11 protein-coding genes and 2 rRNA genes (1 of these 13 running past the window's edge) are annotated in these 15056 nt (G+C 57.7%); 5 read left to right on the top strand and 8 right to left on the bottom strand.

Annotated elements, in window-relative coordinates; all coding sequences use genetic code 11:
- Positions 1-57: 57 nt before the first annotated feature.
- From CK911_RS18550 to CK911_RS18540, 3 genes are read right to left on the bottom strand one after another with little or no spacing between them, the layout of a single operon-like run.
- Entirely contained in the window at positions 58-450 is a 393-nt protein-coding gene (locus CK911_RS18550) for a DoxX family protein (RefSeq protein WP_042019867.1), read from the bottom strand.
- 39 nt (positions 451-489) lie between these two features.
- On the bottom strand, positions 490-1176 hold the full coding sequence (locus CK911_RS18545) for a pirin family protein (RefSeq protein ID WP_098971777.1): 687 nt from the start codon (positions 1174-1176) through the stop codon (positions 490-492).
- 30 nt (positions 1177-1206) lie between these two features.
- Positions 1207-1539: a hypothetical protein gene (locus CK911_RS18540; protein WP_098971775.1), complete on the bottom strand. Its 333-nt coding sequence runs from the start codon at positions 1537-1539 to the stop codon at positions 1207-1209.
- A gap of 258 nt (positions 1540-1797) precedes the next feature.
- Here CK911_RS18540 and CK911_RS18535 point away from each other — a divergent pair, with 258 nt between their 5' ends.
- Both CK911_RS18535 and CK911_RS18530 read left to right on the top strand, forming a co-directional pair.
- A complete protein-coding gene (locus CK911_RS18535; RefSeq protein WP_098971773.1) occupies positions 1798-2712 on the top strand; it encodes a LysR family transcriptional regulator in 915 nt (304 codons plus the stop codon).
- Between the two features lie 100 nt (positions 2713-2812).
- A complete protein-coding gene (locus tag CK911_RS18530) occupies positions 2813-3232 on the top strand; it encodes a hypothetical protein (RefSeq protein ID WP_098971771.1) in 420 nt (139 codons plus the stop codon).
- A gap of 94 nt (positions 3233-3326) precedes the next feature.
- Here the strand turns inward: CK911_RS18530 and CK911_RS18525 are convergent, their stop codons facing one another.
- The gene (locus tag CK911_RS18525; RefSeq protein WP_098971769.1) at positions 3327-5321 is read right to left on the bottom strand and encodes a methyl-accepting chemotaxis protein; all 1995 of its coding nucleotides are present in this window, start codon (positions 5319-5321) and stop codon (positions 3327-3329) included.
- 192 nt (positions 5322-5513) lie between these two features.
- Positions 5514-5864 (bottom strand): hypothetical protein, encoded by a 351-nt coding sequence (locus CK911_RS18520; protein WP_098971767.1) that lies wholly within the window; start codon positions 5862-5864, stop codon positions 5514-5516.
- A 199-nt stretch (positions 5865-6063) separates the two neighbouring features.
- Between CK911_RS18520 and CK911_RS18515 the strand changes: the two genes are divergently transcribed.
- From CK911_RS18515 to CK911_RS18505, 3 genes are all read left to right on the top strand, one after another.
- Positions 6064-6786: a response regulator gene (locus CK911_RS18515; protein WP_042019874.1), complete on the top strand. Its 723-nt coding sequence runs from the start codon at positions 6064-6066 to the stop codon at positions 6784-6786.
- A gap of 33 nt (positions 6787-6819) precedes the next feature.
- On the top strand, positions 6820-8181 hold the full coding sequence (locus tag CK911_RS18510) for an ATP-binding protein (RefSeq protein ID WP_172954112.1): 1362 nt from the start codon (positions 6820-6822) through the stop codon (positions 8179-8181).
- Between the two features lie 140 nt (positions 8182-8321).
- Positions 8322-9710, top strand: coding sequence for a transporter substrate-binding domain-containing protein (locus CK911_RS18505; RefSeq protein ID WP_098971763.1), 1389 nt, complete (start codon positions 8322-8324; stop codon positions 9708-9710).
- A 67-nt stretch (positions 9711-9777) separates the two neighbouring features.
- Here the strand turns inward: CK911_RS18505 and CK911_RS18500 are convergent, their stop codons facing one another.
- The 3 genes from CK911_RS18500 to CK911_RS18490 all read right to left on the bottom strand — a co-directional run.
- A complete protein-coding gene (locus CK911_RS18500) occupies positions 9778-11730 on the bottom strand; it encodes a ligand-gated channel protein (RefSeq protein WP_172954056.1) in 1953 nt (650 codons plus the stop codon).
- A gap of 423 nt (positions 11731-12153) precedes the next feature.
- Positions 12154-12268, bottom strand: a 5S ribosomal RNA gene (gene rrf / locus CK911_RS18495).
- Positions 12269-12390: 122 nt separating this feature from the next.
- Positions 12391-15056 (bottom strand): 23S ribosomal RNA (locus CK911_RS18490); it runs 224 nt beyond the window's last position.

The following is a 15056-nucleotide window of genomic DNA, read 5'->3' as shown; positions in this document are numbered from 1 at the left end:
AAAGCCGGTGCAGTTGCACCGGCCAAAAGGCATTGGAAACCTCAAACTGACTGGCTGTTACCAGTTTTTGCCGAGACGGGCATCCACACTGAATGCACCCGCACCAGCCGCCGCCAGGGCCAGGAAACCACCGGCCACTGAAACGTTCTTCATAAACATCAGCATCTGCATCTGTTCGGCAGGCTGATAGTGGAAAATAAAGGCAGCCATCAGGGTGAAACCGGCCAGCAGCACGGAGAGGCTGCGGGTAAAGAGACCGAGCACGATGGCAAGGCCACCGCCCAGCTCAAGCAGGATCACCAGCGGCAACATAAAGCCGGGCACCCCCATCGCTTCCATATAACCCTGAGTACCAGCGTAACCACCGATCTTGCTCCAGCCCGCCATCACGAACATCAGCGCCAGCAGTACACGACCCGCCAGCAGTGCCAAATCTTTCATCTTGTCCATTTTATCTTCCTCGTTTGTGTCACATCACCGCTGACTGCTTCAGGGTAGGTCAAATAACAGGGCTTGAGTGGCACTGGTTGCGACCAACTCCCACCGGTATTCATCACGACTGAGAACCCCGTCGCCGGGTCGGGCAGCCAGACCGTTGGCGGTCAGCTCCCCTGAAATCATCTGCAGGTAACCGTGTCGGCCAGCCAGTGCCCATTCGAGCGTCTCGCCCGGGGCCAGTTCCAGCCGCCATACGCGGGCCTGTTGGCGGATCCTGAAGGATCCCGCCTCGCCATCCGGTGACGCCACCAGCGTCATGCCCGGTCTGGACTCGATCTTCTTCTGCTGATATCCGGGTGGCGTGCCGAACTCGTTCGGCTCGATCCAGATCTGCAACAGGGAGAGGGGTTCCGTCTGCGAGGGGTTGTACTCGCTGTGGCGGATCCCGCTGCCTGCGCTCATCAGCTGGAAATCCCCTGCCGGGATCTGCTCGGCATGGCCGAGGCTGTCCTTGTGCTCAATGGTGCCTTGCAGCACGCAAGTGAGGATCTCCATATTGGCGTGAGGGTGGGTGGCGAATCCGCCACCCGGCGCAACCAGATCCTGATTGATCACCCGCAGCACCGAGTGTCCCATCCACTCCGGGTCATAGTAGTGACCGAAGGAGAAACTGTGGCGCGCGTCCAGCCAGCCGAAGTTGGCCTTGCCCCGCGCTTCTGCGGCTCTCAATTGCATCATGGTCTGCTCCTCATCTATCCGGGGTTCGACTTAGCGCGGGTTGCCACCACCGATGCCGAACGGAATACGGTATTCGCTGCTCTGGCCAGCCAGGCTGACGGTCAGGTTGCCCTGGGTACGGCTCGGGATCCGCACCTGCTGGGTGCCACTCAGGTTGGCGTGGACTGATGCCAGCAGATCGCCAGACTCGTCACGTACTTCCAGCATCGGATTGGCTTTGCCATCCACTGCGGCAGTGGCATTCCAGTTCACAAACAGCACGCCCGGGGCAGCGTTGATGTCAGCCGGTACGGAAGCCTGGGCGAAACCTGTGGTCATCAGGCCTGCAACGGCCAGCATCTTGATTACGTTTTTCATGTTCATTGACTCTCTTGTTTTATATGTCATTGCCAAGGCCTTTTCGGCCAGAATCAATGCATCCATGCAAGAGGTTATTCAAATAGTGTGTTGTTCTTTCACCGACATCAGACAGACCGATTTGGTGTGTCACAGTGCGGAACTTCCCGCATATTTGGCCGCTCGGCGTTCCTGCCTAAGCGTTGATTGCATATTAAAGACACTTGGCCTAACTTGTTAGCGAGATAAACTGGCAAACATGTTCAAAAAAATTGAAGGTATGAAATGGCCAAGGAATCGAACAAGGAGCGGGCGCTGACCCTAGAGGCAATCCGGGTGCTGGACGCCATCGACCGCCGTGGCAGCTTCGCGGCGGCGGCCGACGAGCTGGGCAAGGTGCCCTCGGCATTGAGCTATACGGTGCAGAAACTGGAGGACGAACTGGATGCCATGCTGTTTGACCGCAGCGGCCACCGCACCAAGTTCACCCCGGCGGGACGCATGCTGCTGGAGCGCGGCCGGGTGCTACTGGAAGCGGCCGAACATCTGGTGGGCGAAACCCGGGCGCTGGCCCGTGGCTGGGAGACCGACATCACCATCGCCGTTGATGCGCTGGTCCCGCTGCAGGCCCTCTACCCCTTGGTGGAAAAGCTGGCCGAGCAGACCGATACCCGACTGCGGCTGCGGGCCGAGGTGCTGGCGGGCAGCTGGGAATGTCTGGAAGATGGCCGCGCCGACCTGCTTATCTCCTCGATCAATCCCGATATCATGATGACCGGCATCAAGCATCAGGTGATCAAAGAAGAGGTGATGCTCTACGTCGCCCATCCCGATCATTCGCTACATCAGGAGCCGGAGCCCTTGGCAGACGAGACCCTGCGCCGTTACCGCGCCATCGCGGTGGCTGACTCGGCGCTGCGCAAACCGGTACTCACCTATCGCCTGCTGGACAAGCAGCCACGCCTCACCGTCAGTACCATGGCGGAGAAACGTGACGCCCTGCTCGCAGGGATCGGCGTCGGCACCATGCCGCAAAGCTGGATCGATGAGGACATCAAGGCCGGGCGGCTCAAGGTGATCAGCCCCGAATATCGCCATCAGTTGCAAGTAGTACTGGCCTGGCGGCGGGACACCATGGGCAAGGCCAAGAGCTGGCTGGTGCGGGAGATACCAAAGCTATTTGTGGCCGGTGAGAAGTGAGATCCAGTTAACAGAACACTCAATTATATGCCTCACTTGACACCCGAGGCTTTTATTGGTTCCATAGCCGCCTCATTTGAACCAATGGAATCTGTAAAAAATGAAAAAGACTTTGCTGGTAGCCCTCACCTCCCTGCCCCTGTTTGCCAATGCTGGCCTGATGGACTCTCTGACCGACAGCGTCACCAGCAGCGTAAAAGATGCGGCCAATACCGCCGTATCCGGTGCTGTGGACAGCGCATCCAACGAAGCCATCAAGCAGGCGCTGGATATCAAGGAAGGCGGCTCCAACAAGCAGGCTATCAAAGAGAAGCTGGGCGCACCGGCCTCCACCAAGACCGAATCCGGCCTGGAAGTGTGGACCTATGATCTGGATGCCCTGAACAAGGCCTCTCCGCTGCTGGCAGAAACCACCAAGACCCTGCTGAAAGATACTGACGCCGCCAAGAAGAACGTAGTTATCAAGTTCGAAGGCGAAACCGTCAAGAAAGTAGACCTGACCGACAAGGCTCAGGGCTAAGTTCGCTCTTCCAGTGGACAAGGGTGACAAGCCCGCACCGGCACAGATAGCAAGAGGGGGAGCACCGGGCTCCCCCTCTTTCATTATCTGTTTGTTACACCTTGAAGCGATGCACCAGCGCCACCAGCTGGCGATTGGACTCCAGCAGAGTGGCCGAACTCTGTTCGGTATTCTGCCCGTTATCCACCAGCAGATTGACCATGTCGCGGATAGTGACCATGTTGCGGTTGATCTCTTCGGTCACCCGGCTCTGCTCCTCTGCCGCAGTCGCAATCTGGGTGCCCAGATCGTTGATCTGCACTACGGCATCCGCCATCTTGTCGAGCCCGCCGGTCACCTGCTCGGTATTTTCGGTCGCCGCCTGACAGCTCTGCTTGGTGTGCTCCATGGCCACTACGGCTTCGGCCACCCCCTGCGTCAACCGGGAGAGCATGCTCCCCACCTCGGCGGTGCTATTCTGGGTTCTCGCCGCCAGCGCTCGCACCTCATCAGCCACCACGGCAAAACCACGCCCCTGCTCACCGGCCCGCGCCGCCTCGATGGCAGCGTTGAGTGCCAACAGGTTGGTCTGGGCGGCAATATCGCCGATCACACTGAGTACACTGCTGATCTGGCGGGCATCTTCCTGCATCCCCAATACCTTGGTCGCAGCAAGATCGACTTCATCGATCAGCGCCGCCACACTGGCAGAGGCCTGACCCACCACCTTGCGGGACTGAATCGCCTGACCATTGGCAGACTCGGTAAAGCTGGCAGAATCGCTCGCGTGGTGTGCCACGCTATCGGCAGTGGAGCTGAGCTCGGTCAGTGCTGTCACTATCTGATCGGTCTCGGCGGCATGCTCACCGAGAATACGTCTGGCCTGTCCCGTCTGCTGGTCCAGCTGGGCCAATTCACGGGTAATCAGCTCTGTGGTCTCGGTCACCTGCAACATCATCTGCTGCAGATAGGCGATAAAGCGATTCACCGATTGGGCGATATGGTCCAGCTCATCGTGTCCCTTGACCCGGATCCGGGCAGTCAGGTCAGCATCTCCGGCCGAGAGCGCATCGATGTTCAGCTTGAGAGTGTCGAGTCGACTGCCCAGTTGCTTGATGGCCATCAACATCAGCGCAAACAGCAGCACCACCATCGGTAGCTGGATCGCTGCCAGCGTCTTGAGCACCTCCTGACTGTCGTGGGTCAGGGTGCTGGTCGGCAGCGCCGCCGCCAACAGCCAGGGGGTTCCTTCGATGGGTTGCATCAGCAATGTCTGCTCTTCACCCAGATCCTGAAAAGTGGTGCGCTGCAACGCGGCGCCATTACCCAGCCCCAGCAGGCTGGCGATTGCGCTGGCAAAGGGATAGTCCCCGTGAGATGAGAGATTGCCCAGCACCACATCCCCGTTCAAACGGCCATTCTTGCTGAGGATCTTGCCATCGGCTTCGACGATCATCACCTGACCACCGATCTCCTGCTCTTTTTTGGCGACCAGATCATTGAAGAAACCCAGCGTCACATCGATGGTGGACACCCCGTAGAGGGAGCCATCACGGTAGATCCCCATGGCGCAGTTGGTTCGCGGTTGCTGACTGGCACCGTCCTTGTAAGCCGCCGCCCAGACACACATGCCTTTCGCCGCCTGCTGCCCGGCTCTGTGCCAGGGCTGCTCGAAATAGTTGGGTGCCTCGGCCGAGTTCCAGTAGGTGTTGGGGATCAGCTGGTTGGCACCATCCCGATGAAAGAAGGTACTGAACTTGATGCGACCAGCTTCCCGCTGATCCGGCATCGGCCAGATGCCGCCACCAAACACCATGGCATTGCCATATTGATCGATCAGAGCAGGGAGAACGGCATCGATTTGCTCGCTCGGCAGCTGGGCAACCAGCTGGGTGATACTGCGTGACTGGCTCTGCACCCCGTTGAGCTGGTCGCGAATGTCGGTCGCAATCTCGCTGACCCGCAGCACCAGATTCTGCTCACCCGCCCGTTGCAGCTCGGGCTTGACCCATAACTGGATGCCGATAACGGTCAGCACACAGACCGCCACCATGAATCCCAAAAAAACGGCGGTATATCGCCCCTTGATCGTCCCCAGATCCCAACCCATACCCTCTCCTGTTTACGGCCACTGCTAACTGCAGCTTGTTATATGAGCGAGCATTATCTTGCAATTCGCTCATGGCGCGTTTGCCATCGCTCACATAAGCGATAGCAAGATAAGGATTCGAGCAAAAATGGATCGATGGGATCACAAAAAGGGTGGCCTCGGCCACCCTTTGGTTTATAACAGCAGGCGCTGTTACTGGTTCGCCTCGGCGAACTGTTTCATCGCTTCGGCGTGCTTGGTCATGCCGGCGGCACGCTCGTTGAGGTTCTTGATGAACTCCGCCTTCTTGGCCGGATCTTCAATGCGGTCATAACGTTGTTGCAGGTTGGCCTGGATCTGCTCCGGGGTCATGTTCTGCATGCGGGCCATCTTGTCGTGGCGGCCACCGTGGTGTTTGCCACCTTTCATACCACTGCCATCCATCGGGCAGTCCATCATGGCACCGGGCTGACCGGTGGGGGCGGCTTCACTGGCGGCATAGGCGCCCAGCGGCAGGCCAAGGATCAGGGTGGCGGTCAGTAGGGTTTTGGTCAGCTTTTTCATGGTCTATCTCCGTTAGGGATGATTCTGGTTCGGCGCTCTTGCCTTGCCCTCAAGTAAACACCCGTCAAGTGTCTGAACTTTGCCAGCATCGCCCTTTTTTGTAGCAGAGTGTGGCATCGTGCGGATCTGGCACACTTTGACACAAACCGCAGGGCGGATTTTCGTATACTCGTGCCAACGTCAAGCAGGAGCCCTTCCCATGAATCAAGGCAACACCCACATTCTGGTGGTCGACGACCACAGCGAGATCCGCGATCTCTTGAAGCGCTTTCTGGAACAGCACGGCCTGCGGGTCAGCTGCGCCCGGGATGGCAAAGAGATGAAGCGACTGCTGGAGGAGCGGGAGTTCGATCTGCTGGTGCTGGATCTGATGATGCCGGGTGAAGATGGCCTGACCCTCTGCCGCGAGCTGCGAGTCAAATCGAGCCTGCCCATCATCATGCTGACCGCCATGGGAGAAGAGACCGACCGCATCATAGGGCTGGAGATGGGGGCCGACGACTATCTGGCCAAGCCCTTCAATCCGCGCGAGCTGTTGGCGCGCATCAAGGCGGTGATGCGCCGTACCCAGGCCGAGACCCAGCCCGCCGCCGAGACCCTGACCCGGGATCTGCGTTTCGATCGCTGGTTGCTCGACATCAATCGCCGGGAGCTGGTCGATGAGGATGGGGTGGGCTTGAGCCTCTCCACCGCCGAGTTCGATCTGCTCAAGGTGTTTCTCGAGCGCCCGCAGCGGGTGCTGAGTCGGGATCAACTGCTGGATCTGGCCCGTGGCCGCGAGGCGGTGGCCTTCGATCGCGCCATCGATACCCTGGTGAGCCGACTGCGCCGCAAGCTGGAGCGGGATCCCAAGAATCCGGAGCTGATCAAGACCATCTGGGGTGGCGGCTATATGTTCTCCGCCGACGTGACGCAGGTTTAAGCAGTGGGCGCCTTGCGAAGACTGTGGGCACGGATGTGGCCCAAGGGACTGACCGGCCAGATCATTCTGGTGGCGCTGGCTGGGTTGATCCTGATCCAGCTGCTCAGCATCCAGATCTACCGCTCGGATCGGGAGGAAGCGCTCGGCTTCGTCAACAGCCGCAACGCCATGCAGCGGATCATCTCGGTGGTGCGGTTGCTCTCCCTCTCCCCTCCCTCTCTTTATGACGAGATCCTCAAGGCCAGTCGCAACGAGACCCTGCTGCTGCGCCTCTCCGATGAGCCGCTGCAACCGGATAACCGCAGCCCGCGCTTCGAGCAGTTGGTGCGCTCGCGCCTCAACTATCCTCCCGGCCTTACTGTCGAGATCAGCGCCGAGTTGAAAGAGAACTCCCAGCGCAGCAAAGCGTGGGAGCACCACGCCCGCATGATGCGGGATCGTAAGGGGCAGCCCCCGCCGCGGGATATGCGGCTCTATGGCTCCATTGAGTTGCCGCAGGGTGGCTGGCTGCAGTTCAGCTCACTGGTAGACAAAGAGGCGGGCAGCTGGTCGTGGCAGACCACCCTCAACCTGATGCTGGTCGCCAGTCTGGTGATCGGGCTCATGGTGCTGCTGTTTCGCCGTGCCACCCGCCCTCTCAAGCAGCTGGCGGGCAATGCCGAGCGGCTGGGACGGGGCGAAGATATCGAGCCGCTGCAAGAGGTGGGGCCGACCGAGATCCGCGAATCGATTCAGGCCTTCAACCGGATGCACACCCGACTCGACCGTTTCGTGCAGGACAGAACCCGGATGCTGGCGGCCATCTCTCACGACCTGCGTACCCCCATCACCAGCCTGCGGCTGCGCACCGAGTTTCTGGCCGATGGCGAGGACAAGGAGCGCATCCAGCAGACTCTGCAGCAGATGGAACAGATGCTGGCGGCGACCCTCAGCTTTGCCCGCGAGGAGGGGCAACAGGAGGCCACTCGCGAACTTGATCTGGTCAGCCTGCTGGTCAGCCTGTGCGATGACTATGCCGATACCGGCCAGCCGGTCACCTGTCTGGCGGAGGGCAAAGAGGTCTATGCTTGCCGAGCCAACACCTTGCGCCGGGTGCTGCAGAACCTGATCGGCAATGCCATCAAATATGCCGGCAGTGCCGAGGTATCGCTGGAGCGAACCCGGGAGGCACTATTGATTCGAGTCTGTGACCACGGCCCCGGGATAGACCCGGCGCGACTGGAGGATGTGTTCAAACCCTTTGTGCGCCTTGATGAGGCGCGCAACACCGAGTCGGGTAGCGTGGGGTTGGGGCTCTCTATCGCCCGCACCCTGGTTCATCAACACGGTGGCGAACTGGTTCTGCTCAATCGGCCACAAGGGGGACTGGAGGCGAGGATCAGCCTGCCGTTGTAAGCAGTCACTCTAACTGCCAGCCTCCTTATGACGCCGTTTGCATCATGCAAACTTCATCATGTGAGCGCTTGTTCTTCGATGAGAAAGGCGGTGATAATCGGTGACCACGGGACGGTATACGGCAACAGATTGGAGCAAGGATGGCCTCTTCCAGGACGGGAGTCATAGTCAGTATCGGATGGGGGCTCCTGCTGCTCGCCCTTGCCCTGCCTGCCTGGGCCAAAGCCCCGGAAGAGCCGATCATCATTACCAACTCCAAAGCCTGGCAGCCCTTCTCCTATATCAATGAGTCGGGCCAGCCGGATGGCCTGCTGATCGACCTGTGGCGTGAATATGCCCGGGTAACCGGTCAGAAGATCGAGTTCAGGCTGGTCGACTGGCAGCAATCTCTCGATCAGCTCAATGAGGGTCAGGCGGATGTTCATGCCGGACTGCTCTGGTCCCCGGAGCGGGACAAGCTGTTCAACTATGGTCAGTCCCTCGCCCAACTCGACTCCCAGCTCTTCTTCTCGAGCGAGCTGCGCGGCACCGATGTGCACTACACCCTGAGCCATGAAACGGTCGGGGTGGTGGCCGGTGGCTACGAGGAGTATTACGCCAAGCGCTACTTCCCTAGCACCAGACTACAGACCTTCGATGACAATGACGCCATGCTGGCCGCGGTTTTCAAGGGGGAGCTGAAGGCCTTTATCGCCGATCTGCAGGTCGCCAATTTCTATCTCTATACCTCGGAAGATCCCACCCGCTTTATTCCGGTTCGCCACCTCTATACCGACCAGCTCCGCTTTGCGGTGAAAAAGGGTGACCTTGCCCTGTTAAGCAAGCTGGAAGAGGGGTTTGCCAAGATCAAAGAGAGCGATCGGGAGCGGATCATCCGAAAATGGATGCATGTCGAGACCATCTACCCCATCCATCTTGGCCCCTGGCTGCTGCTGGCAGGAGTGCTGATCACGGTGGCCTACATAGTGCAACTGCGCCGCGCAGTCGCCAGCCGCACCGCCGAGCTAAGTCGGGCCAACGCCAGACTGGAGAAACTGGCCAGTACCGACCCCCTGACCGGCCTGCTCAATCGACGGGCATTCATGCCTGCCATGGAGCAACGGCTGGCAAACGGCACGCCCTGTGCCCTGCTGCTGTTCGATGTGGATCACTTCAAGGAGACCAACGACCGCTTTGGTCATGGCATCGGGGATCTGTTGCTGGAAAAGCTGGCCACCACGGTGACCAACCTGTTGCCCGAAGAGGCTCTGCTGGCCCGCATCGGCGGGGAGGAGTTTTGCCTGCTGCTGCCGCTGGCCACGCTGGCTGAGACAGAGCAGTGGGCCGAGCGCATTTGTCTGGAGAGCAACCAGCAAACCCTGCACACCAGCGGCGGCGAGGTGACGCTCTCCATCAGCACCGGGGCAATCTGGGTAGCAGCAAACAGAGAGGCTGATGCCGACCAGCTACTGCGGCAGGCTGACGCCCTCATGTATCAGGCCAAGGGGCTGGGGCGCAATACCTGGCAAGCCGCCCCCTATCAGGCGTAGCCCCCTGACGGAGGCGCAATAAAAACGGCCGCCATCGGAAGATGGCGGCCGTATAACATGATCCCTATCAGAAGTTGTAAGTCACGCCCAGGTTGTAGCGGCGACCATCCAGCACAGTGCCATAGCTGCTGTAATCCACCGCCTTGTCGAACAGGTTGTAGACCCCGGCGGTCAGATCCAGATGCTTGTTGGCCTTGTAGACCAGGCCCATGTCAAAGAAGGTATAGGAAGGGGTCCCCTCCGCCATCTTGACCCGGCTCAGGTACTCGGAGGTCTCGCCACGGAAGTTGACTCGTGACCAGAGGCTGAGATCCTCGGTAGTCTGCCAGTCTACGCTGCCGTTGAACATGTGGCGGGGCATCTGGTTGAGGGCATGACCCGCCAGCGGGCCGCTCTTCTGTTCGGACTGGGTAAAGGTGTAGCTGGAACTGACCGACCAATCCTCATTGATGGCCCAATCCATCATCCCCTCGACCCCGCGCATGTTCGCCTTGTCGACGTTGACCCGGTCACTGATGAAGTCATAGCTGTGACCATTGAGGGTACAGGCAGGATCGCTCTTGCTGGTGCAACGACGTACTTCTGAGATCTTGTTCTTGAAGTCGGTATTGAACAGGGTCACCCCGGCGTTGAAGCCCTGATGACCGTTCCACAGCAGACCGATCTCTTCACTCACGCTGGTCTCGGGTTTGAGATCCGGGTTGCCGACCAGCATGCCATCCAGGCTGCCACCACCGGTGACCTGACCCCAGTTGGCCGCCGACATCCGCAAGTCAGGGGAACGGTAACCGGTCGAGACGCCCCCTTTCAACGTCCAGCTCTGGTCCAGATGCCAGACGCCGTAGAGGCGCGGGCTCCAGTGAGAGCCGTAGTTCTGGTCCCGATCCATGCGGGCGCCACCGGTCAGGGCAAAGCTGTCAGTGAGTGACCACTCATCCTCGACAAACATCGCCCAGCTCCAGCGGGTCAGCTGCTCGGCAGGGTTGGCTACTTTCAGGGTATTGCCCTGATCGTGCAGGTCTTCATAGCGGTACTGACCACCGACACTCAGGTAGTGATCCCCCAGAATGAACTGGGTATGAGTGTCGGCGATGGTGTTGGTGAGCTCCATCTTGCGACCGGGGTTAGTGTTGGTCTCCTGCTGCAGATAGCTGCTGGACGAGCCGAAATCATACTGACCATCATGGGTCAGCGCATAGTTGGTGCGCTCGTAGCGGTTAAGGCTATCTTTCGCCTTGGCATCCAGTGAATTGCCGGCCGTACGATCCCGATCCTGCAGGCTGCGACTGGCCTCCAGATCGAAGCTGTTATGGTCGTCAGGCTTGAAGCTAAGCACCGCCGTGCCACTGCGAGTCTCCTGCTCGGCAAAGCCCTGGGTAAATTTGTCTTCGCCACGATGCGCCAGCTGACCATTGAAACGCAGCCCCAACACGCCATCGATCAGTGAACCTGCGGTATAGGCATCGGTCTGGAAGCTGTTGCCGGCATCTTTGTTCTCTTGGAAGGTCGAATCAGCGTGAACCGACCCCTGCCAGGCCAGTCCGGTGGTCTTGCGGGTAATCACGTTAATCACGCCGCCCATGGCATCCGAACCATAACGGGATGACATGGGGCCACGGACGACCTCAATCCGCTCGATCGCCTGCAATGGCGGCAACCAACCCTGTTCGATACCCGGGCCATCGCTATTGGGGCGAGTACCGCGGCTATCCACCTTCTTGCCATCAACCAGCATCAGGGTGTATTTCGAGCCCATACCGCGAATGCTGATATCACTGCTGCTGCCACCACCCGTCACCACGACACCGGGCACATCCTTCAGAGCATCGGTCACATCGCGATATGCCCGCTTCTCCAGCTGTTCACGGGTAATCACGGAGATGGAGGCGGCAGAATCTTCGATCTTCTGCTGGAAGCCGGATGCGGTGACGACCATCACCTCCTGCTCGGCAGCATAGGCTTGAGTCGCAAGAAGGGAGCAGATCAGCAAGGCAAGCTTGTTCGGTTTCACTGTTGTCATGTTTTGGCCTGAACGTTTTTAGTAGGAAAGTGGCGTATTCCCTTACTTCACTCGTTACAACGCCCTGGCATCCGGCCAGGAGCAGCATTAGCAAAGGCTCATTTGAAAAGCACTTTATTAATCAGCCCGCATTGTAACGACCTCACTCAGATCATTCAAACAATAATCATTATCATTTGCGAGTTTAAGCATTGTCCTGCAGAACAGACCGCCATACCTCATAGAGATCGGTGTTAAATTAACAAATAGATAAATATCATATAGTTACAAAAATTGGGGTTTATGGCAGAACCGAAGAAAATCGAGGAGGAAAAATAGAGAAAATGGCAGGGAAGAGGGAATAAAAGGTCAACATTTGGGCGATTTGCTAAATTTCAGCCAATAAAAAACCCCGCTCATCGAGCGGGGTTTCTTGTATTGGGTGCCTGGCAGTGTCCTACTCTCGCATGGCGAATGCCACACTACCATCGGCGCTACCGCGTTTCACTTCTGAGTTCGGCATGGGATCAGGTGGTTCCACGGCGCTATGGCCGCCAGGCAAATTAATTCAATCTGAGAAAGCTGACGTAAATAACGATTTGCCTGTTGGCTTCGCTATCACTGAATTTTTAAGTAGTTCATGCACTTGCTACAAGGCCAGAAACACTTCTTGGGTGTTGTATGGTTAAGCCTCACGGGTAATTAGTATGGGTTAGCTCAACACGTCGCCGCGCTTACACACCCCACCTATCAACGTTGTGGTCTCCAACGGCCCTTTAGGACCCTCAAGGGGTCAGGGATGACTCATCTCAGGGCTCGCTTCCCGCTTAGATGCTTTCAGCGGTTATCGATTCCGAACTTAGCTACCGGGCAGTGCCACTGGCGTGACAACCCGAACACCAGAGGTTCGTTCACTCCGGTCCTCTCGTACTAGGAGCAACTCCCTTCAATCATCCAACGCCCACGGCAGATAGGGACCGAACTGTCTCACGACGTTCTGAACCCAGCTCGCGTACCACTTTAAATGGCGAACAGCCATACCCTTGGGACCGACTTCAGCCCCAGGATGTGATGAGCCGACATCGAGGTGCCAAACACCGCCGTCGATATGAACTCTTGGGCGGTATCAGCCTGTTATCCCCGGAGTACCTTTTATCCGTTGAGCGATGGCCCTTCCATTCAGAACCACCGGATCACTATGACCTACTTTCGTACCTGCTCGACCTGTCCGTCTCGCAGTTAAGCTGGCTTATGCCATTGCACTAACCTCCTGATGTCCGACCAGGATTAGCCAACCTTCGTGCTCCTCCGTTACTCTTTGGGAGGAGACCGCCCCAGTCAAACTACCCACCAGGCACTGTCCGCGAGCCCGATTCAGGGCCCTGCGTTAGAACATCAAACATACAAGGGTGGTATTTCAAGGACGGCTCCACGACAACTAGCGTTATCGCTTCAAAGCCTCCCACCTATCCTACACATGTAGGTTCAATGTTCAGTGCCAAGCTGTAGTAAAGGTTCACGGGGTCTTTCCGTCTAGCCGCGGGTACACCGCATCTTCACGGCGAATTCGATTTCACTGAGTCTCGGGTGGAGACAGCATGGCCATGGTTACACCATTCGTGCAGGTCGGAACTTACCCGACAAGGAATTTCGCTACCTTAGGACCGTTATAGTTACGGCCGCCGTTTACCGGGGCTTCGATCAAGAGCTTCGCTTGCGCTAACCCCATCAATTAACCTTCCGGCACCGGGCAGGTGTCACACCCTATACGTCCACTTTCGTGTTTGCAGAGTGCTGTGTTTTTGATAAACAGTCCCAGCCATCTGGTCACTGCGACTCCCAACTGCTCCATCCGCAAGGGACTTCACTGTCAAGAGCGAACCTTCTCCCGAAGTTACGGTTCTATTTTGCCTAGTTCCTTCACCCGAGTTCTCTCAAGCGCCTTGGTATTCTCTACCCGACCACCTGTGTCGGTTTGGGGTACGATGACTTGTAATCTGAAGCTTAGAGGCTTTTCCTGGAAGCATGGCATCAATGGCTTCCGCACCGTAGTGCGTTCGTCTCGTGTCTCAGCGTTGTATCTCCGGATTTGCCTAGAAATACCGCCTACGCACTTTCACCAGGACAACCGTCGCCTGGCCCACCTAGCCTTCTCCGTCCCCCCATCGCAATTACAAGTCGTGCAGGAATATTAACCTGCTTCCCATCGATTACGCCTTTCGGCCTCACCTTAGGGGTCGACTCACCCTGCCCCGATTAACGTTGGACAGGAACCCTTGGTCTTCCGGCGAGGAGGTTTTTCACCCCCTTTATCGTTACTTACGTCAGCATTCGCACTTCTGATATCTCCAGCATACCTCTCGATACACCTTCGCAGACTTACAGAACGCTCCCCTACCACTCAATCATAAGATTGAATCCGCAGCTTCGGTGCCTGGTTTGAGCCCCGTTACATCTTCCGCGCAGGCCGACTCGACTAGTGAGCTATTACGCTTTCTTTAAATGATGGCTGCTTCTAAGCCAACATCCTAGCTGTCTGAGCCTTCCCACATCGTTTCCCACTTAACCAGAACTTTGGGACCTTAGCTGGCGGTCTGGGTTGTTTCCCTCTTCACGACGGACGTTAGCACCCGCCGTGTGTCTCCCGGATATTACTTACTGGTATTCGGAGTTTGCATGGAGTTGGTAAGTCGGGATGACCCCCTAGTCCAAACAGTGCTCTACCCCCAGTAGTATTCGTCCGAGGCGCTACCTAAATAGCTTTCGGGGAGAACCAGCTATCTCCGAGTTTGATTGGCCTTTCACCCCCAGCCACAGGTCATCCCCTAACTTTGCAACGTTAGTGGGTTCGGTCCTCCAGTTGATGTTACTCAACCTTCAACCTGCCCATGGCTAGATCACCCGGTTTCGGGTCTACACCTTGCAACTAGACGCCCAGTTAAGACTCGGTTTCCCTACGGCTCCCCTATACGGTTAACCTCGCTACAAAATGTAAGTCGCTGACCCATTATACAAAAGGTACGCAGTCACCCCGAAGGGCTCCCACTGCTTGTACGTACACGGTTTCAGGTTCTATTTCACTCCCCTCACAGGGGTTCTTTTCGCCTTTCCCTCACGGTACTGGTTCACTATCGGTCAGTCAGGAGTATTTAGCCTTGGAGGATGGTCCCCCCATATTCAGACAGGATGTCACGTGTCCCGCCCTACTCGATTTCACTTCAAGGTCGTTTTCATGTACGGGGCTATCACCCTGTATCGCTGGCCTTTCCAGGACCATTCCACTAACTTCCAAGAAACTTAAGGGCTAATCCCCGTTCGCTCGCCGCTACTAAGGGAATCTCGGTTGA

Origin of the sequence: Aeromonas sp. CU5 (assembly GCF_002586745.1) — a bacterium.
In the GTDB taxonomy this organism is placed as follows: domain Bacteria; phylum Pseudomonadota; class Gammaproteobacteria; order Enterobacterales; family Aeromonadaceae; genus Aeromonas; species Aeromonas sobria.
This window is presented reverse-complemented; position numbering and strand designations above follow the sequence as displayed.

Bases quoted from the DNA above. Each gene is read 5' to 3' on its own strand.
- CK911_RS18550 (WP_042019867.1), bottom strand. From the start codon at position 450: ATGGACAAGATGAAAGATTTGGCACTGCTGGCGGGTCGTGTACTGCTG.
- CK911_RS18545 (WP_098971777.1), bottom strand. From the start codon at position 1,176: ATGATGCAATTGAGAGCCGCAGAAGCGCGGGGCAAGGCCAACTTCGGC.
- CK911_RS18540 (WP_098971775.1), bottom strand. From the start codon at position 1,539: ATGAACATGAAAAACGTAATCAAGATGCTGGCCGTTGCAGGCCTGATG.
- CK911_RS18535 (WP_098971773.1), top strand. From the start codon at position 1,798: ATGGCCAAGGAATCGAACAAGGAGCGGGCGCTGACCCTAGAGGCAATC.
- CK911_RS18530 (WP_098971771.1), top strand. From the start codon at position 2,813: ATGAAAAAGACTTTGCTGGTAGCCCTCACCTCCCTGCCCCTGTTTGCC.
- CK911_RS18525 (WP_098971769.1), bottom strand. From the start codon at position 5,321: ATGGGTTGGGATCTGGGGACGATCAAGGGGCGATATACCGCCGTTTTT.
- CK911_RS18520 (WP_098971767.1), bottom strand. From the start codon at position 5,864: ATGAAAAAGCTGACCAAAACCCTACTGACCGCCACCCTGATCCTTGGC.
- CK911_RS18515 (WP_042019874.1), top strand. From the start codon at position 6,064: ATGAATCAAGGCAACACCCACATTCTGGTGGTCGACGACCACAGCGAG.
- CK911_RS18510 (WP_172954112.1), top strand. From the start codon at position 6,820: ATGTGGCCCAAGGGACTGACCGGCCAGATCATTCTGGTGGCGCTGGCT.
- CK911_RS18505 (WP_098971763.1), top strand. From the start codon at position 8,322: ATGGCCTCTTCCAGGACGGGAGTCATAGTCAGTATCGGATGGGGGCTC.
- CK911_RS18500 (WP_172954056.1), bottom strand. From the start codon at position 11,730: ATGACAACAGTGAAACCGAACAAGCTTGCCTTGCTGATCTGCTCCCTT.